The sequence below is a fragment of the Variovorax sp. ISS6 genome, from assembly GCF_056523145.1.
On record NZ_JAWRZC010000001.1, the window covers coordinates 2,021,610 to 2,040,405 of the forward strand.

The 18,796-nt window shown below is 70.3% G+C and carries 15 protein-coding genes; all 15 read left to right on the forward strand.

Features of this window, described 5'->3' with window-relative positions; genetic code table 11:
* Positions 1–31 precede the first annotated feature (31 nt).
* The 15 genes from AC1HIL_RS09285 (at position 32) to AC1HIL_RS09355 (ending at position 18,795) form a co-directional block, all read left to right on the forward strand.
* Positions 32–1,693 carry an STAS domain-containing protein gene (locus AC1HIL_RS09285; RefSeq protein ID WP_479671667.1) on the forward strand — a complete coding sequence of 554 codons (1,662 nt, stop codon included), beginning with the start codon at positions 32–34 and terminating at the stop codon, positions 1,691–1,693.
* A gap of 58 nt (positions 1,694–1,751) precedes the next feature.
* A complete protein-coding gene (gene hslV, locus AC1HIL_RS09290) occupies positions 1,752–2,297 on the forward strand; it encodes an ATP-dependent protease subunit HslV (RefSeq protein ID WP_057597019.1) in 546 nt (181 codons plus the stop codon).
* An 11-nt stretch (positions 2,298–2,308) separates the two neighbouring features.
* A complete protein-coding gene (gene hslU, locus AC1HIL_RS09295) occupies positions 2,309–3,631 on the forward strand; it encodes an ATP-dependent protease ATPase subunit HslU (RefSeq protein ID WP_261211335.1) in 1,323 nt (440 codons plus the stop codon).
* A 272-nt stretch (positions 3,632–3,903) separates the two neighbouring features.
* Positions 3,904–4,332: a division/cell wall cluster transcriptional repressor MraZ gene (gene mraZ / locus AC1HIL_RS09300; RefSeq protein WP_057597021.1), complete on the forward strand. Its 429-nt coding sequence runs from the start codon at positions 3,904–3,906 to the stop codon at positions 4,330–4,332.
* A gap of 8 nt (positions 4,333–4,340) precedes the next feature.
* Positions 4,341–5,264, forward strand: a complete 924-nt coding sequence (gene rsmH / locus AC1HIL_RS09305; protein WP_057597022.1) for a 16S rRNA (cytosine(1402)-N(4))-methyltransferase RsmH — start codon at positions 4,341–4,343, stop codon at positions 5,262–5,264.
* 108 nt (positions 5,265–5,372) lie between these two features.
* The gene (gene ftsL / locus AC1HIL_RS09310) at positions 5,373–5,738 is read left to right on the forward strand and encodes a cell division protein FtsL (protein ID WP_057597023.1); all 366 of its coding nucleotides are present in this window, start codon (positions 5,373–5,375) and stop codon (positions 5,736–5,738) included.
* The gene (locus tag AC1HIL_RS09315) at positions 5,735–7,483 is read left to right on the forward strand and encodes a peptidoglycan D,D-transpeptidase FtsI family protein (protein ID WP_261211331.1); all 1,749 of its coding nucleotides are present in this window, start codon (positions 5,735–5,737) and stop codon (positions 7,481–7,483) included. The genes ftsL and AC1HIL_RS09315 overlap by 4 nt, the downstream gene beginning before the upstream one ends.
* 2 nt (positions 7,484–7,485) lie before the next feature.
* Positions 7,486–9,042: a Mur ligase family protein gene (locus AC1HIL_RS09320; protein WP_479671668.1), complete on the forward strand. Its 1,557-nt coding sequence runs from the start codon at positions 7,486–7,488 to the stop codon at positions 9,040–9,042.
* Positions 9,039–10,499, forward strand: coding sequence for a UDP-N-acetylmuramoyl-tripeptide--D-alanyl-D-alanine ligase (locus AC1HIL_RS09325; RefSeq protein WP_413764497.1), 1,461 nt, complete (start codon positions 9,039–9,041; stop codon positions 10,497–10,499). Before AC1HIL_RS09320 ends, AC1HIL_RS09325 begins: the two co-directional genes overlap by 4 nt.
* Before the next feature lie 22 nt (positions 10,500–10,521).
* Positions 10,522–11,700: a phospho-N-acetylmuramoyl-pentapeptide-transferase gene (gene mraY / locus AC1HIL_RS09330; protein ID WP_057597027.1), complete on the forward strand. Its 1,179-nt coding sequence runs from the start codon at positions 10,522–10,524 to the stop codon at positions 11,698–11,700.
* A 10-nt stretch (positions 11,701–11,710) separates the two neighbouring features.
* Positions 11,711–14,005, forward strand: a complete 2,295-nt coding sequence (locus tag AC1HIL_RS09335) for a Mur ligase family protein (RefSeq protein ID WP_479671669.1) — start codon at positions 11,711–11,713, stop codon at positions 14,003–14,005.
* Positions 14,002–15,300 carry a putative lipid II flippase FtsW gene (gene ftsW, locus AC1HIL_RS09340; RefSeq protein WP_057591186.1) on the forward strand — a complete coding sequence of 433 codons (1,299 nt, stop codon included), beginning with the start codon at positions 14,002–14,004 and terminating at the stop codon, positions 15,298–15,300. The genes AC1HIL_RS09335 and ftsW overlap by 4 nt, the downstream gene beginning before the upstream one ends.
* Positions 15,297–16,361: an undecaprenyldiphospho-muramoylpentapeptide beta-N-acetylglucosaminyltransferase gene (gene murG / locus AC1HIL_RS09345; RefSeq protein WP_479671670.1), complete on the forward strand. Its 1,065-nt coding sequence runs from the start codon at positions 15,297–15,299 to the stop codon at positions 16,359–16,361. The genes ftsW and murG overlap by 4 nt, the downstream gene beginning before the upstream one ends.
* Positions 16,358–17,827, forward strand: a complete 1,470-nt coding sequence (gene murC, locus AC1HIL_RS09350; protein WP_413764495.1) for a UDP-N-acetylmuramate--L-alanine ligase — start codon at positions 16,358–16,360, stop codon at positions 17,825–17,827. Before murG ends, murC begins: the two co-directional genes overlap by 4 nt.
* Positions 17,824–18,795 (forward strand): D-alanine--D-alanine ligase, encoded by a 972-nt coding sequence (locus AC1HIL_RS09355; RefSeq protein ID WP_057591183.1) that lies wholly within the window; start codon positions 17,824–17,826, stop codon positions 18,793–18,795. Before murC ends, AC1HIL_RS09355 begins: the two co-directional genes overlap by 4 nt.
* Position 18,796: the final 1 nt, after the last annotated feature.

Genomic DNA, 18,796 nt, shown 5'->3' on the forward strand with positions numbered 1-18,796 from the left:
CCCGGCCCCGACCGTCGTCCATCGCCCGCGAATGCCAAAGGAAGAAACGGGCCGCCTGCTCTCCAAGGTGGCGAAGTTCGTCCGCAATCCGCTCAAGGATTGGTCGGAGCTGGACAACCCCCCCTCGAATTCGAACGCCTCCGACTCCTCGCTGCCCGACCCGGCCTACAGCCGGGAAATGCTCAAGGAGATGATCGAGCGGCGACAGCGCAACGATTTCGTGCGCCGGCGCGAGTTCGACATGCTGCGCAAGCTGCGCCAGCGCGAGGCCGCCGCCCACGCCTTCGACGCGACGGTCACGCCGTCGTCGTTCAACATCAACAGCACCTCGGAGAAATCCGAGGGCCGCGCGCTCACGCTCAAGAAGATCGACGAGATCGAGGAGCAGATGTCGCAGCAGTGGTGGAAGGGGCGCGGGCCGAACGGCGAGACGCTGGTCAAGTCGCCGCCCGACGCGGGCGCCGAGACGCTGGCGCCGGCGGACACCGACGCGCTGCTCGAGCCGCCCTCCCGGCCGGTGCCCGCACCGGTGGCGCCCGCGGCCGTGGCCACGGCCTCGCCGAGCGGCAGCCACATGGCGAGCCGGCTCGCGCAGGACGGCGCGCTCGAGGAGGCGGTGATCCGCTTCGCGCACGGCGATGACGTCGGTGCCGAGGCGATCCTGCTGCAGGCGTTGGCCTCCGAGGGTGCGAGCGGCACCGACGAGACCCATGCCGCGACAGTCGAGCGCGACGACGCCCGCTGGCGCGCGCTGTTCGATCTCTACCGCGCCACCGGCGACGCCGCCAAGTTCGCGGCCGCGCGCATGCGCTATGCCCAGCGCATGCGGCGCATGGGGCCCGACTGGGTGGCGCTCGACGAACTGGCGCGCAGCGTGAAAGCGGTGGCGGCCAGCGAGGAGGGCGACAGCGCCCCCGCCGAAGGCGCTGCCGACTGGGCCGCGCCGGCGAAGCTGGGGCGCGATGGCCTGGTGGCGCTCACGCGGGCGCTGTCGCAGGCCGGCTCGGTCTGGACGCTCGACTGGCGCGCGCTGGGCGCGATCGGCTCCGATGCCGCGGCGCCGCTGCGCGTGCTGTTCGCGCACTGGGCCGATTCGCCGGTCAAGCTGCGCTTCATCGGCGCGGCGCAGTTGCTGGCGGTGCTGGCCGAGTCCGCGCCCAACAACAAGCGCGGCATCGACGACGTCTGGTGGCAGCTGCACATGGCCGCGCTGCGCCTGATGCACCTGCCCGACGACTTCGAGCTGGTGGCGCTCAACTACTGCATCACCTACGAGGTGTCGCCGCCGTCCTGGCAGGACCCGCGCGGCGAATACAGCGCCGTGGCCGCGCCGGTGTCCACGCCGTCGCGCATGGGCTCGGTCTGGTCGCTGCTGTCGGTGGGCGGCGAGTCCGAGAGCTTTCCCTCGGCCGGCAGCGGCTTCGCGGCGCTCGCGGGTGACCTGCGCGGCGAGGCGCCCTCGAACCTGCAGCGGCTCGACGCCGACCTGCGCGGGGGCACCGCGCCCGTGATCTCCTGCGCCGCGCTGCTGCGCATGGACCTGGCCGCGGCTGGCGCGCTGCTGGGCTGGGTGCGCGAGCGCGACGCCAAGGGCGAGCGGGTGCAGTTCGTCGACGCGCACCGGCTGATCGCGACCCTGTTCGGCCTGGTGGGCATCGCCGACCACGCGACGGTCGCGGTGCGCAAGAACTAGGCTTCCAAGCCGCCCTGCGCGGACTTGCATTGCCCCGTCCAGGCCCCAGATGGCTGCGATGGAACAATTTCACGGCACCACCATCGTGAGCGTGCGCCGCAAGACCCCCCAGGGCGACCAGGTCGCCATCGGCGGGGACGGGCAGGTCACACTCGGAAACATCGTCATCAAGGGCACGGCGCGCAAGGTGCGGCGGCTCTATCACGGCAAGGTGCTGGCCGGCTTCGCCGGCGCCACGGCCGACGCCTTCACCCTGTTCGAGCGCTTCGAGGCCAAGCTCGAGAAGCACCAGGGCCACCTGTCGCGTGCCGCGGTCGAACTGACCAAGGACTGGCGCACCGACCGCGTGCTGCGCCGCCTCGAGGCCATGCTGGCGGTGGCCGATGCCACCACCTCGCTGATCATCACCGGCAACGGCGACGTGCTGGAGCCCGAGAACGGCGTCATCGCCATCGGTTCGGGCGGTGCCTACGCGCAGTCGGCGGCCAAGGCGCTGCTCGACAACACCGAGCTCACGGCCGAGCAGATCGTGAAGAAATCGCTGGAGATAGCGGGCGAACTCTGCATTTACACGAACATGAACCACACCGTCGAGACGCTCTGAGGCCCGCCACCATGTCCATGACCCCCCAGGAAATCGTCTCCGAGCTCGACAACCACATCGTCGGCCAGCCGCAGGCCAAGCGCGCCGTGGCCATCGCCCTGCGCAACCGCTGGCGCCGCCAGCAGGTCGACGACAAGCTGCGCGCCGAGATCACGCCCAAGAACATCCTCATGATCGGCCCCACGGGCGTGGGCAAGACCGAGATCGCGCGCCGCCTCGCGCGGCTGGCCGACGCGCCCTTCATCAAGGTCGAGGCCACCAAGTTCACCGAGGTGGGCTACGTCGGCAAGGACGTCGACTCGATCATCCGCGACCTGGCCGAGATCGCCGTCAAGCAGACCCGCGAGGCCGAGAGCGCCAAGGTGCGCGCGCGCGCCGAGGACGCGGCCGAGGAGCGCATCCTCGACGTGCTGCTGCCGCCCGCGCGGCTGGCCGACGGCGCCGCGCCCGACAGCGGCAACGCCACGCGCCAGGCCTTCCGCAAGAAGCTGCGCGAGCACCAGCTCGACGACAAGGAGATCGAGATCGACCTGGTCGAGACGCGCGCGCCGCTCGAGATCATGGGCCCCGCCGGCATGGAGGAGATGGCCGAGCAGCTCAAGGGCATGTTCGGCCAGATGGGCCAGGGCAAGCGCAAGACGCGCAAGCTCAAGATCGCCGAGGCGATGCGCTTCCTGATCGACGAGGAAGCGGCCAAGCTGGTGAACGAGGACGAGATCCGCACCCAGGCGATCGCCAACGCCGAGCAGAACGGCATCGTGTTCATCGACGAGATCGACAAGGTCGCCACGCGCAGCGAGGCGCAGGGTACCGACGTCTCGCGCCAGGGCGTGCAGCGCGACCTGCTGCCGCTGGTCGAGGGCACGGCCGTGAGCACCAAGTACGGCGTGGTGCGCACCGACCACATGCTGTTCATCGCGAGCGGCGCCTTCCACCTGAGCAAGCCCAGCGATCTGATTCCCGAGCTGCAGGGGCGCTTCCCGATCCGCGTCGAGCTGCAGTCGCTGTCGGTGGCGGACTTCGAGAGCATCCTCACGCAGACCCGCGCCTCGCTCGTGAAGCAGTACCAGGCGCTGCTGGCCACCGAGGGCGTCACGCTCGACTTCACGCCCGAGGGCGTGACCCGTCTCGCGAGCATCGCCTTCGAGGTCAACGAGCGCACCGAGAACATCGGCGCGCGCCGCCTGTCGACGGTGATGGAGCGTCTTCTCGATGAAGTAAGCTTCGACGCGGCCCGTCTCGAGGGCCAGACGATCCGCATCGATGCCGCCTACGTGGACCAGCGCCTGGCGGCACTAAGTCACGACGAAGACCTGTCGCGCTTCATCCTCTGAAGTCGCCGCCCTTGCCCCTGTTACAGGGGCAATGCTTCACGCATCACATTCACTGCGTGAGCTAAGTCCTTCTTCCTCAACGAAATTCGCCGATTCCAGAATCTTGGAATCGGCGCTAAGTCGTTGATTCCATTACAAAAAATACCCCGCACGCCTGGTTGCGCCGGAAGTGTTTCCTGCTACAGTGCAAAAAAGTGCAGTTAAGTGGGAAAAAGTGCGAGTAGTGTGCCCTTCGGGCGCTGCGGCCTTCCCACCACAGGGGTTTCTCGGTCGTGTTTCAAGGCGCGTCATCGCTCAGTCTGGATGCCAAGGGGCGGCTTTCGGTGCCGACCCGGCATCGCGACGTCCTGAGCGCCACGGCGGGCGGCCAGCTCACGATCACCAAGCACCCCCATGGCTGCCTGATGGTGTTCCCGCGCCCGGAATGGGAGAAGTTCCGCGAGCGGATCGCCGCGCTGCCGATGTCGGCGCAGTGGTGGAAGCGGGTGTTCCTCGGCAACGCGATGGACGTCGAGATGGACGGCACCGGCCGCATCCTCGTGTCGCCCGAGCTGCGCGCGGCCACGGGCATCACGCGCGACACCCTGCTGCTGGGCATGGGCAACCATTTCGAACTCTGGGACAAGGCCACCTACGAGGCCAAGGAGGCCGAGGCCACCCAGGGCGAAATGCCGGATGTGTTTCAGGACTTCGCGTTCTGAGGGGCATCGTGAATACCGCATGGACCCACACGACCGTTCTTCTGGACGAAGCGGTCGAAGCCCTTCTCGCAGGCCGGACGGCCGCGCCCGGCACCTTCGTGGACGCGACCTTCGGCCGGGGCGGGCATTCGCGCGCGATCCTCGCGCGGCTGGCGCCGGAAGGCAGGTTGATTGCCTTCGACAAGGATGCGGAAGCGGTGACCGAAGCAGCGCGCATCTCGGATGCGCGTTTTTCCATCCGGCACCAGGGATTCCGTTCGCTGGGCGAGCTGCCCGGCGCGAGCGTGGCGGGTGTGCTGCTGGACCTGGGCGTGAGCTCGCCGCAGATCGACAACCCGGCGCGCGGTTTCAGTTTTCGTTTCGACGGCCCGCTCGACATGCGCATGGACACCACGCGCGGCGAGAGCGTGGCCGAGTGGCTGGCAACGGCAGAACTCCAACAAATTGCAGAGGTGATCCGTGACTATGGCGAAGAACGGTTTGCTGTTCAGATTGCAAAGGCGATTGTTGCTCGCAGACAAGAACGGGGCGCAATTTCAACCACCACCGAACTGGCCGAGCTCGTGGCTGGCACGGTCAAAACCCGCGAGCCGGGCCAGAACCCTGCAACGCGCACATTTCAGGCTCTTCGGATTTTCATCAACGCCGAGCTTGAAGAGCTGCAACAGGCGCTAGAGGCGAGCCTGTCGGTGCTGCAACCCGGCGGCCGGCTCGCGGTGATCAGTTTCCATTCGCTCGAAGACCGGATCGTGAAGCAGTTCATCGCGAAGCACTCGAAGGAGGTCTACGACCGCCGCGCGCCGTTCGCGGCGCCGAAGGCGATGCGGCTGCGCGCGCTCGAGCGCATCAAGCCTTCCGAGGCCGAGGTCGACGGCAATCCGCGCTCGCGCAGCGCGATCCTGCGCGTGGCCGAACGAACGGAGACGCCATGACACGGCCCCGCGTCCACGGCCTCGGCCGCCCGATTTCCAGCCGCCGCATCCCGGGCGGCTTCGTGCCTTCTGCGCCCGCCACGCGCGGCGAACGGGGAGGCCGCTGAGATGGCACGCCTGAACCTGCTGCTGCTGCTGTCCGTGATCGCCACGGCGCTCTACCTCGTGCACACGCAATACCTCTCGCGCCAGCTCTACACCGAGCTCGACCGCACGATGCAGGAGACGCGCCGCCTCGAGCTCGACCACGACCGGCTGCAGGTCGAGAAGCGCGCGCAGGCCACGCCGCTGCGCGTGGAGAAGCTCGCGAAGGAACAGCTGCAGATGCGCACCACCTCGCCGGCCATCACGCAGTACGTGCGTCCCGACGGCAGCGTGATCCCGGCCGTGGTCGCGCCGCCGCCCGCACCACCCGTCAACAAGCCGGCCGCCAACAAGCCGGCCGCCGCCGCAGCCGCAAGGGGGCAGCGATGAGCCGCCGCAGCGTGCGCTACACCACCAGCCCCCTGCTGGCGAGCAAGACGCCGGTGTGGCGCAGCAAGTTCATCGTCGGCGGCATCGCGCTGGGCTTCGTCGTGCTCGCGGGCCGCGCGGCCTACGTGCAGGTGTTCGGCAACAGCTTCTTCCAGCGCCAGGGCGAGGTGCGCTTCGCGCGCACGCTCGAGCTGCCGGCCAACCGCGGCCGCATCCTCGACCGCAACGGCCTGATCCTCGCGTCGAGCGTGGTGGCGCCCAGCATCTGGGCCATTCCCGAGGACGTGGAGCGCGACGATCCCGAGGTGCGCGCCAAGCTCAAGCAGGTGGCCAAGCTGCTCGAGATGCCGCAGAAGGACTTCGACAAGAAGCTCGAGGACGAGGACAAGACCTTCGTCTGGATCAAGCGCCAGGTCGACGAGCCGATCGCCAAGCAGATCGCCGCGATGAACCTCAAGGGCATCTACCAGCGCAAGGAATACAAGCGCCAGTACCCCGAGGGCGAGGCCGCCGCGCACGTGGTGGGCTTCACCAACGTCGAGGACAGCGGCCAGGAAGGCATCGAGCTCGCGTTCGACAAGGACCTGGCCGGCAAGGCCGGCTCGCGCCGCGTGATCAAGGACCGCCTGGGTCGCGTGGTCGAGGGCGTGGGCGAGCAGGTGCCGCCGCTCGACGGCAAGGACATCCAGCTCAGCGTCGACAGCAAGGTGCAGTTCTTCGCCTACCAGAAGCTGCGCGACGCCGTGACCGCGCGTAAGGCCAAGGCCGGCAGCGTGGTGGTGCTCGACGCCGTCACCGGCGAGGTGCTGGCGCTGGCCAACTACCCGAGCTACGTGCCCGACAAGCGCCAGAACCTCACGGGCGAGCAGCTGCGCAACCGCGCGATGACCGACACCTTCGAGCCCGGCTCGACCATGAAGCCGATCACCGTGGCGATGGCGCTGGAGGCCGGCCGGGTCAAGCCCACGACGCCGATCGAGACCGCGCCGGGGCGCTACCAGCTCGGCGGCTTCACCATCAGCGACACCCACAACTACGGCACGCTGACGGTCGAGGGCGTGATCCAGAAGTCGAGCAACGTCGGCGCGCTCAAGATCGCGCAGAAGATGACCCCGCACGAGATGTGGGACACCTACACGGCGCTCGGCTACGGCCAGAAGCCGCAGATCCAGTTCCCCGGCGCGGTCACCGGCCGGCTGCGGCCCTGGAAGACCTGGAAGCCGGTCGAGCAGGCCACCATGGCCTACGGCTACGGCCTGTCGGCCTCGCTGTTTCAAATGGCACATTCGTACACCGCGTTCGCGCACGATGGCGCGATCATTCCGGCGACGATCCTCAAGAACACCGAGCCGCCGGCCGGCGTGCGCGTCTTCTCGCCGTCGAATGCGCTCGCGGTGCGCAAGATGCTGCAGATGGCCGCGGGCCCGGGCGGCACCGGCACGCGCGCGCAGACGGTCGGCTACTCGGTCGGCGGCAAGTCGGGCACGGCCCACAAGCAGGTCGGCAAGGGCTACGCGAGCAACAAGTACCGCGCCTGGTTCACCGGCATGGCGCCGATCGAGAAGCCGCGCATCATCGTCGCGGTGATGATCGACGAGCCGACCGACGGCCAGTACTTCGGCGGCCTGGCCGCGGCGCCCGTGTTCAGCGAGGTCGTGCAGCAGACGCTGCGCATGATGAACGTGCCGCCCGACCTGGCGGTCAAGCCCCTGGTGATGACCCAGGGCGTGGACGAGAGCTTCTGAGCATGCTGACCTTCACCTCCCCCCCACTGGCCGCGGCCTGGCTCAAGGAGCGGGTGCCGCAGGGCGCGCTGCATGCCGACAGCCGCTCGGTCGGCGCGGGCGACGTGTTCGTCGCCTGGCCCGGCGCCGCGACCGACGGCCGCAAGCACGTGGCGGCGGCGCTGGCGCGGGGCGCGGCGGCCTGCCTGGTCGAGCACGAGGGCGTCGAGGCCTTCGGCTTCGACTGCGACGAGCGCATCGTCAGCTATCCCGGCCTCAAGGCCGCCACCGGCCCGATCGCCGCGGCCTTCTACGACCATCCCTCGGCCCGGCTCGACCTGCTGGCCGTGACCGGCACCAACGGCAAGACCTCCACTGCCTGGTGGCTGGCCGAATCGCTGTCGACCCTGCGGCCGGCCGGCGGCGTGCGCCCGATGCGGCCCGACGGCACCGTGCAGCGCGATGCGCCCTCGCCGTGCGCCGTGATGGGCACGCTGGGCATCGGCGTGCCGCCCGAGCTGACCTACACCGGCCTCACCACGCCCGATCCCGTGATGATGCAGCGCGAGCTGCGCGCGCTGGTCGAGCGCGGCTTCGGCGCCTGCGCCATCGAGGCCTCGTCGATCGGCATCGCCGAGCGCCGGCTCGACGGTGCCCGGATCGCGGTGGCCGTGTTCACCAATTTCACGCAGGACCACCTCGACTACCACGGCAGCATGGATGCCTACTGGCAGGCCAAGGCCGAGCTGTTCCGCTGGCCCGGCCTGCGCGCCGCGGTGATCAACATCGACGACACCCATGGCGCCAGCCTGTGCGCGAACCTGATCGATGCCGGCGTCGGCGCGCTCGACGTCTGGACCGTGTCGGCCGACGGCAACCCGGCGCGCCTGATGGCGCGCGACATCGGCTACGACGCCCAGGGCCTGCAGTTCTCGGTCGCCGAGCACGGCACCGCGGCCGTCGAGCGCGTGGCGACCGGCCTGATCGGCCAGTACAACGTGGCCAACCTGCTCGGCGTGCTCGGCACGCTGCGCGCGCTGGGCCTGACGCTCGCGCAGGCCGTGGCGGCGTGCGCGAACCTGAGCAGCGTGCCGGGCCGCATGGAGCGCGTGGGCACCGGGGCCGGCGTGCCGCTCGCGGTGGTCGACTACGCCCACACGCCCGACGCCATCGACAAGGCGCTGGCCGGCCTGCGCCCGCTCGCGCAGCAGCGCGGCGGCAAGCTGTGGTGCGTGTTCGGCTGCGGCGGCGACCGCGATCCGATCAAGCGTCCGATGATGGCCGCCGTGGCCGAACGCCAGGCCGACCACGTCGTGGTGACCAGCGACAACCCGCGCGGCGAGAAGCCCGACGCGATCATCGCGCAGGTGCTGCGCGGCTTCGCGCGGCCCGAGCATGCGCGCGTGCAGGTCGACCGCGCCCTCGCCATCGCCGACACGATCGCGCAGGCCGCGCCCGAGGACGTGGTGCTGATCGCCGGCAAGGGCCACGAGGCCTGGCAGGAGATCGCGGGCCAGCGCCTGCCCTTCTCCGATCGCAGCCATGCGCACGACGCGCTCGAGAAGCGGAGGGGTGTATGAGCGACACCACCTCCCTCGCGCTGACGCTGGCGCAACTGCAGCAGTGGATTCCGGCCGCGCGCCTCGTCGGCGATCCCGCGACCGTGATCGCGCGCGTGCACACCGACACCCGCACCCTGGCCGCGGGCGACCTGTTCGTCGCCCTCAAGGGCGAGCGCTTCGATGCCAACGACTTCCTGCCGCAGGCGCGTGCCAGCGGCGCAATGGCCGCGGTCGCGCACGGCGGCCTCGAGGCCGCGGGCCTGGCCGGCCTCGAGGTGCCCGACACCCTGGTGGCGCTCGGCGCCATCGGCGCGCACTGGCGCGCGCAGTTCTCGCTGCCGCTGATCGCCGTGACGGGCAGCAACGGCAAGACCACCGTCACCCAGATGATCGCGGCCATCCTGATGGCCTCGAAGCCCGAGCGCGCGCTCGCGACCGCCGGCAACTTCAACAACGAGATCGGCGTGCCGCTGACCCTGCTGCGCCTGCGCGCGCAGCACCAGCGCGCGGTGGTCGAGCTCGGCATGAACCACCCGGGCGAGATCGCGCGGCTGGCCGCTATCTCGCGCCCGACCATCGCGCTGGTGAACAACGCCCAGCGCGAGCACCAGGAGTTCATGGTCAGCGTCGAGGCCGTGGCGGTCGAGAACGCCGCCGTGTTCGCGGCGCTGCCCGACGACGGCACGGCCGTGTTCCCGCACGGCGACGAGTTCACCACGCTGTGGAGCGACATGGCGCGCGACGGCGCCGCGCGCCGCTGCCTCACCTTCGGCGAGCACGACGATGCCGACATCGGGCTCGAGCACGCCGAATGGACGCAGGGCGCCTGGCAGGTGCGCGTGCGCACGCCGCTCGGCGGCTTCGCCACGCGGCTGCGCATCGCGGGCCGCCACAACGTGATCAATGCGCTCGCGGCCACCGCCTGCGCGCTGGCCGCGGGCGTGTCGCTCGACACCATCGCGGCCGGCCTCGATGCCTTCGAGCCGGTCAAGGGCCGTTCCAAGGCCAGCGCGCTCGCGCTGGCAGGCGGCCGCGCCATCACGCTGGTCGACGACAGCTACAACGCCAACCCCGACTCGGTGCGCGCCGCGATCGACGTGCTCGCCGCGCTGCCGGGCCCGCGCCTGCTGGTGCTGGGCGACATGGCCGAGGTCGGCGAGCGTTCGGACGAATTCCATGCCGAGGTCGGCGACTGGGCGCGCCAGCGCGGCATCGAGACCGTCTACACGCTCGGCAGCGCCTCCGAGCACAGCATCGCCGCCTTCCAGCGCGGCGACGCGGCCACGGTCGGCGGCGGACGCCATTTCGAGGACATCGACACCCTGAACGCCGCGGTGCTCGCGCGGCTGCCGCTGGTCGGCAGCGTGCTGGTCAAGGGCTCGCGCTCCATGAAGATGGAACGCGTGGTCCAGGCCATCGCGGCGCAGGGTGCGACCCCGCAGACACAACCACAACAAGAAGGAGGCCGTCCCTGATGCGGGGGCGGTGCGCAATTTCATGTTCATGAGCCTGGCCCAATGGCTGCAGACCCTCTCGCCGGAACTCGGGTTCCTGCGGGTGTTCCAGTACCTGACCTTCCGCGCGCTGATGGCGGCGCTGACCGCGCTCGTGGTCGGCCTCGTGGCCGGTCCGTACGTGATCCGGCGCCTGACCGCGCTGAAGATCGGCCAGCCGGTGCGCGGCTACGCGATGGAGACCCACCTGAGCAAGAGCGGCACGCCCACCATGGGCGGCGTGCTGGTGCTGTTCGCGATCGCCTTCGCCACCATCCTGTGGTTCGACCTCTCGAACCGCTTCGTCTGGATCGTGCTGTGGGTCACGCTGGGCTTCGGCGCGATCGGCTGGGTCGACGACTGGCGCAAGGTGGTGCACAAGGACCCCGAGGGCATGCGCTCGCGCGAGAAGTACTTCTGGCAATCGGTGGTGGGCCTGCTCGCGGCCTTCTACCTGCTGTTCAGCATCTCGGAGAGCTCGAACTGGCGCGTGCTGCAGCTGTTCTTCGCCTGGGTGCAGTCGGGCTTCGACCTCGACTTCCCGCCCAAGATCAACCTGCTGGTGCCCTTCTTCAAGGAAGTCAGCTATCCGCTGGGCGGCATCGGCTTCGTGATCCTGACCTACCTGGTGATCGTGGGCGCGAGCAACGCGGTGAACCTCACCGACGGCCTCGACGGCCTGGCGATCATGCCGGTGGTGATGGTGGGCTCGGCGCTGGGCGTGTTCGCCTACGTGACCGGCAGCGCGGTCTACTCGAAGTACCTGCTGTTCCCGAACATCCCGGGTTCGGGCGAGCTGCTGGTGTTCTGCTCGGCGATGGCCGGCGCGGGGCTGGCCTTCCTCTGGTTCAACACCCATCCGGCGCAGGTCTTCATGGGCGACGTGGGCGCGCTCGCGCTCGGCGGCGCGCTGGGCACCATCGCGGTCATCGTGCGCCAGGAGATCGTGTTCTTCATCATGGGCGGCATCTTCGTGGTCGAGGCGATCTCGGTGATGGCCCAGGTCACCTACTTCAAGTACACGAAGAAGCGCTTCGGCGAGGGCCGCCGCGTGCTCAAGATGGCGCCGCTGCACCACCACTTCGAGAAGAGCGGCTGGCGCGAGACGCAGGTCGTGGTGCGTTTCTGGATCATCACGATGCTGCTGTGCCTCGTGGGCCTGTCGACGCTGAAGCTGCGCTGAGAGACAACGCATGCGGCACCTGAAAGACCTCCCCGTCCTCATCCTCGGCCTCGGCGCGTCCGGGCTGGCGATGGCGCGCTGGTGCGCGCGCCATGGCGCGCAGGTGACGGTGGCCGATACGCGCGAGGCGCCGGCCCTGCTCGACACGCTGCGCGCCGAGTGGCCCGAGGCGGTGTTCGTCGGTGGCCCGTTCACGGCCGCGCTGATCGAGGGCACGCCCATCCGCGCCGTCTACCGCTCGCCGGGCCTGAGCCCCGAGACCATCGCGCCGGTGGCCGATGCGGCGCGCGCGGTCGGACTGCCGGTCGGCGGCGAGCTCGACCTGTTCGCGCGCGCGCTGGCGGATCTCGCGATCGTCGAGACACCGGCGGTGGTCGAGGTTGAAGAAGAAAGCGCGGCGCAAGGCGAGCTGGCGCTGGAGGCGGCGGTGCCGGCCGAGAGCGAGCCGGTGCCAGAGGCGCAGGCGCCTGCCGTGCTGCCCGAAGTCCAGGCGCCGGCGGCGGAAGAAGCTTCCGTTGCGGCAGAAGAGGCCGTGGTCGAGACGCCGGCAGTGGCCGAAGCCGTCGAAGCCGTGGCGCCCGCGATCGAGGCACAGCCCGCCGAACCCGAAGCCCTCGAACAGACCTCCGAAGCACCGCGCGCTCCCGCCGCCTTGCCCGAATCGATGCCGCGCGATCCCTCGCTGAGCGTCCCCGTGCTGCAGCCGCCGGAACCCGAGGCGCCGGTCGCTGATGCGCCCGTGGTTCAGGAAGGCGTCGAAGCAGGCGCCGAACCCGTCGCGGCCGAAACGCCGGATGCCGCCGAAGGCACCCAACCCGAGCCCGCCGAGCCCGCGCCCGTCGCCGCACCGGCCCCCAAGCCCGCGTCGAACCTGCCGGCCTTCACGGTCGGCAAGCCCTACGTTCCCACGGCCGCGAAGGAAGCGGCCGACTTCGTCGCGAAGATCGCCGAGTTCGCCGCCACCAATCCCGCCTCGGCCGTGGCCGAGGAGGAGCCGGCGCCGCAGGCCGAGGCCCAGCCCGAGCCGGCCCCCGCGCCCGAGCCCGCCAAGGGCTACACGCCGGTGGTGCTCGCGATCACCGGCACCAACGGCAAGACCACGGTCACGGCGCTGACCGGCCAGCTCATCGAGCGCGGCGGCAAGAGCGTGGCGGTGGCCGGCAACATCGGCCCGACGCTGCTCGATACGCTGAGCGCGCACCTCGATGCCGGCACGCTGCCCGAGGCCTGGGTGATCGAGCTCTCGAGCTTCCAGCTCGACGGCGTGCAGGGCTTCGAGCCCGCGGCCGCGACGGTGCTCAACCTCACGCAGGACCACCTCGACTGGCACGGCGACATGCCGGCCTATGCGCAGGCCAAGTCGCGCATCTTCGGCAAGACCGCGCTGATGGTGCTCAACCGCGACGACCCGGCCGTGATGGCGATGCTCGCCACCGCGGGCCAGGAACCGGTCAAGCCCGTCGAGGAGGTGGTGAACGCCCGCGGCGCGCGCCGCGCGCCGGCCAGGCCCAAGGCGCAGCGCGTGCAGGTGCGCCCGCACGTCACCTTCGGCGCGAGCATGCCGCAGCGCCCCGGCGATTACGGCATCGAGCGAGTCAACGGCATGAGCTGGCTGGTGCGCGCGCACGAGGCCGACGAGACGCAGAAGCGCAAGCGCGGCCAGGTGGTCGAGGAGGAGATCTTCGTGCAGCGCCTGATGCCGGCCGACGCGCTGCGCATCCGCGGCCGCCACAACGCGATGAACGCGCTCGCCGCGCTGGCGCTCGCGAACGCGGCCGACTGCCCGCTCGGCCCGATGCTCTACGGCCTGCGCGAGTACCGCGGCGAGCCGCACCGCGTCGAGCCGGTGGCGCTGATCGACGACGTCGAGTACTTCGACGACAGCAAGGGCACCAACGTGGGCGCCACCGTGGCGGCGCTCGGCGGCCTCGGCGAGGACCGCCGCGTGGTCGTGATCCTCGGCGGCGAGGGCAAGGGCCAGGACTTCGAGCCGCTCGCGCTGCCGGTGCGCCAGTACGCGCGCGCCGTGGTGCTGATCGGCCGCGACGCGCCGCTGATCGAGGCCGCGCTGGCTGCCACCGGCGTCACGCTGATGCATGCGGGCTCGATGCACGAGGCCGTGCAGCTGGCCGCGCGCCGCGCCCATCCGGGCGATGCCGTGCTGCTGTCACCGGCCTGTGCGAGCTTCGACATGTTCAAGAACTACCCGCACCGCGCGGCGGTGTTCCGCGAGGCCGTGCAGGCGCTCGAGGACGAGCCGCGCGACTTCGGGGAACCCGATTCGACGGAAGGACCGGCATCGTGAACTCCGCCGCCGCGGGCGCCACGCCCAACACCCGGCCCGGCCGCTTCAGCGGCTGGTTCCGGCGCGCGCGCAGCGGCATCGATGCGCTGCCGGTGCACCTGCCGGTGCGCCTCGGCGGCGCCGGCTTCACCCAGACCAAGGCCGCGCCGATCCGCGTGCTGGGCTTCGACCAGGCGCTGGTGTGGGTCACGGTCGCGCTGCTGACCTGGGGCCTGATCATGGTCTATTCGGCCTCGATCGCGCTGCCCGACAACCCGCGCTTCGCGCGCGCCGGCTACAGCGCCTCGTACTTCCTCACGCGCCATGCGGCCTCGGTGGTGTTCGCCTTCATCGCCGCGCTGCTGGCCTTCCAGATCCCGATGAAGACCTGGGAGCGCGCCGCGCCCTGGCTGTTCGTGGCCTCGCTGCTGCTGCTGGTGGCGGTGCTGATCCCGCACATCGGCATCAGCGTGAACGGCGCGCGGCGCTGGCTGCCGATGGGCTTCATGCGCTTCCAGCCCTCCGAGCTCGCGAAGGTCGCGATGGTGCTCTATGCGGCCAGCTACATGGTGCGCAAGATGGAGATCAAGGAGCGCTTCTTCCGCGCCGTGCTGCCGATGGGCATCGCGGTGGTGGTGGTCGGCATGCTGGTGATGGCCGAGCCCGACATGGGCGCCTTCATGGTGATCGCGGTGATCGCGATGGGCATCCTGTTCCTGGGTGGCGTGAACGCGCGCATGTTCTTCGTGATCGCCGCGCTGGTGGTGGTGGCCTTCGGCACCATCGTCGCCACCAGCCCGTGGCGGCGCGAGCGGATCTTCGCCTACCTCGATCCGTGGAGCGAGGAGCACGCGCTCGGCAAGGGCTACCAGCTGTCGCACTCGCTGATCGCCATCGGCCGCGGCGAGATCTTCGGCGTCGGCCTCGGCGGCAGCGTCGAGAAGCTGCACTGGCTGCCCGAGGCCCACACCGACTTCCTGCTGGCCGTGATCGGCGAGGAGTTCGGCCTGGTCGGCGTGCTGCTGATCATCGGCCTGTTCCTCTGGCTCACGCGCCGCGTGATGCACATCGGCCGCCAGGCGATCGCGCTGGACCGCGTGTTCTCGGGCCTCGTGGCCCAGGGCGTGGGCGTGTGGATCGGCTTCCAGGCCTTCATCAACATGGGCGTGAACCTCGGCGCGCTGCCGACCAAGGGCCTCACGCTGCCGCTGATGAGCTTCGGCGGCTCGGCGATCCTGATGAACATGGTGGCGCTGGCGATCGTGCTGCGTATCGACTATGAGAACCGTGTCCTCATGAGAGGGGGCCGCGTATGACGGGTCGTACCGCACTCGTGATGGCCGGCGGCACCGGCGGCCACATCTTCCCGGGCCTCGCCGTGGCCGAGGCACTGCGCGAGCGCGGCTGGCGCGTGCACTGGCTGGGCGCGCCCGGCGGCATGGAAGAGAAGCTGGTGCCGCCGCGCGGCTTCGCCTTCGAGCCGGTGCAGTTCGGCGGCGTGCGCGGCAAGGGCCCGCTCACGCTGTTCCTGCTGCCGCTGCGCCTGCTGCGCGCCTTCTGGCAGAGCCTGCGCGTGGTGCGCCGCGTGAAGCCCGACGTCCTCGTGGGCTTGGGCGGCTACATCACCTTTCCGGGCGGGATGATGGGCGTGCTGCTCAACAAGCCGCTGGTGCTGCACGAGCAGAACTCGGTCGCGGGCCTCGCCAACAAGGTGCTGGCGAGCGTGGCCGACCGCGTCTTCACGGCCTTCCCCGACGTGCTCAAGAAGGCGCAGTGGATCGGCAACCCGCTGCGCGCGGCCTTCACCTCGCAGCCTGCGCCGGCCGAGCGCTTCGCGGGCCGCAGCGGTCCGCTCAAGCTGCTGGTGGTCGGCGGCAGCCTCGGCGCCAAGGCGCTCAACGCGGTGGTGCCGCAGGCGCTCGCGCGCATCGAGCCGGGCACGCGCCCGCAGGTGCTGCACCAGAGCGGCGCCAAGCAGATCGACGAGCTGCGCGCCAACTACGCGGCCGCCGGCGTCGAGGGCGAGCTCACGCCCTTCATCGAGGACACGGCCCTGGCCTATGCCGAGGCCGACCTCATCGTCGCGCGCGCCGGTGCCAGCACCGTGACCGAAATCGCGGCCGTCGGCGCCGCGGCGCTGTTCGTGCCTTTTCCTTCCGCGGTCGACGACCACCAGACCACCAACGCGCGCTTCCTCGTCGATGCCGGCGGCGGCTGGCTGGTGCAACAGACCGATCTCACCCCTGAATTGCTGGCCGATTTGCTACAGAAGACACAACGAACCGAATTGATCGAACGCGCCGAACGCGCCAGGACGATGCAGAAAACCGAGGCCGTCGAGGCGATGGTGCGCGCTTGCGAGGAGCTGGCACGATGAAGCACGCGATCCATCACATCCACTTCGTGGGCATCGGCGGCTCCGGCATGAGCGGCATCGCCGAGGTGCTGCTGAACCTCGGCTACCGCATCACCGGCTCCGACCTCTCCGACAGCGCCACGCTGCGCCGGCTCGCGGGCCTGGGCATCGGCACCTTCGTGGGCCATGCGGCCGCGAACGTGGAGGGCGCCGACGCGGTCGTGACCTCGACCGCGGTGCAGGCCGACAACCCCGAGGTGCTGACCGCGCGCGAGAAGCGCATCCCGGTCGTGCCGCGCGCCGTCATGCTGGCCGAGCTGATGCGCCTGAAGCAGGGCATCGCCATCGCCGGCACGCACGGCAAGACCACCACCACCAGCCTGGTGGCGAGCGTGCTCGCGGCCGCGGGGCTCGATCCCACCTTCGTGATCGGCGGCCGGCTCAACAGCGCGGGCGCCAATGCGCAGCTCGGCAGCGGCGACTACATCGTGGTCGAGGCCGACGAATCCGACGCCTCGTTCCTGAACCTGCTGCCCGTGATGGCGGTGGTCACGAACATCGACGCCGACCACATGGAGACCTACGGGCACGACTTCGGCAAGCTGAAGAAGGCCTTCGTCGACTTCCTGCACCGCATGCCCTTCTACGGCACGGCGATCCTGTGCACCGACGATCCGGCGGTGCGCGAGATCGTGGCCGACGTGACCTGCCCGGTCACCAGCTACGGCTTCGGCGAGGACGCCCAGGTGCGCGCGGTCGACGTGCGCGCCGTCGGCGGCCAGATGCACTTCACCGCGCAGCGCCGCAACGGCGTGACCCTGCCCGACCTGCCGGTGGTGCTGAACCTGCCGGGCGAGCACAACGTGCGCAACGCGCTGTCGGTGATCGCGGTGGCGGTCGAGCTCGGCATCGCCGACGAGGCGGTGCAGCGCGGGCTGGCCGGCTTCAAGGGCGTGGGCCGGCGCTTCCAGAGCTATGGCGAGGTCGCGGCCAAGGCCGGCGACGGCAGCTTCACCGTGATCGACGACTACGGCCACCACCCGGTGGAAATGGCCGCCACGCTCGCGGCCGCGCGCGGCGCCTTCCCGGGCCGGCGCCTGGTGCTGGCCTTCCAGCCGCACCGCTACACCCGCACGCGCGACTGCTTCGAGGACTTCGTCAAGGTCATCGGCACCGCCGACGCGGTGCTGCTCGGCGAGGTCTACGCGGCCGGCGAGCAGCCCATCGTGGCGGCCGATGGCCGCACGCTGGCGCGCGCGCTGCGCGTGGCCGGCAAGGTCGAGCCGGTGTTCGTCGACGACATCGCCGCGATGCCGCGGGCCATCCTCGACAACGCGCGTGCCGGCGACGTGGTGCTGTGCATGGGCGCGGGCTCCATCGGCGCGGTGCCGGGCAAGGTGGTCGAGCTCGGCGCGGTGCCGGTGGTGGCCGCTTCTTCTTCATCCACGACATCGCAGCACGCTGCGCACAAGGGGGAGGCGTCGTGAGCCTTCAGGATCCCACACTCTTCGGCAAGGTCGCCGTGCTGTTCGGCGGCAGCTCGGCCGAGCGCGAGGTCTCGCTGATGTCGGGCACCGGCGTGCTCGAGGCGCTGCGTTCGCGCGGCGTCGACGCCCATGCCTTCGACCCGTCGCAGCGCGACCTGTCCGAGCTCCGGCGCGAAGGCTTCGCGCGCTGCTTCGTGGCGCTGCATGGCCGCCACGGCGAGGACGGCACGGTGCAGGGCGCGCTCGAGATGCTCGGCATTCCCTACACCGGCTCGGGCGTGATGGCCTCGAGCGTGGCGATGGACAAGGTCATGACCAAGCGAATCTGGCAGGCCGACGGCCTGCCCACGCCCAAGTACGTGCGCCTGGCCTTCGACCAGCAGAGCCGCGAACAGGTGATGGCCGTGCCCGACGTGCTGGGCCTGCCGCTGATCGTGAAGCCGCCGCGCGAGGGGTCCTCGATCGGCGTGACCAAGGTCGAGGGCTACTCGCAGATGCAGGACGCGGTGACGCTGTCGGTCAAGTACGACGCCGACGTGCTCTGCGAGGAGTTCATCGAGGGCGAGGAAGTCACCTGCGCCGTGCTCGGCAGCGGCCTCGACGCGCATGCGCTGCCGGTGGTGCGCATCGCCGCGCCCGAGGGTGCCTACGACTACCAGAACAAGTACTTCACCGACGACGTGAAATACCACTGCCCGAGCGGCCTGCCCGAGGCGGAGGAGCGCGAGATCCAGCGCATCGCGCTGGCGGCCTATCGCACGCTCGGCTGCCGCGGCTGGGGCCGCGCCGACGTGATGATCCGCGCCAGCGACCGCAAGCCCTTCCTGCTCGAGATGAACACCTCGCCGGGCATGACCAGCCATTCGCTGGTGCCGATGTCGGCGCGCGCGGCGGGCATCGCCTACGAGGAACTCTGCCTGCGCGTGCTGGCCACGGCCACGCTCGACGCCACGGGAGGCGCGCACTGAA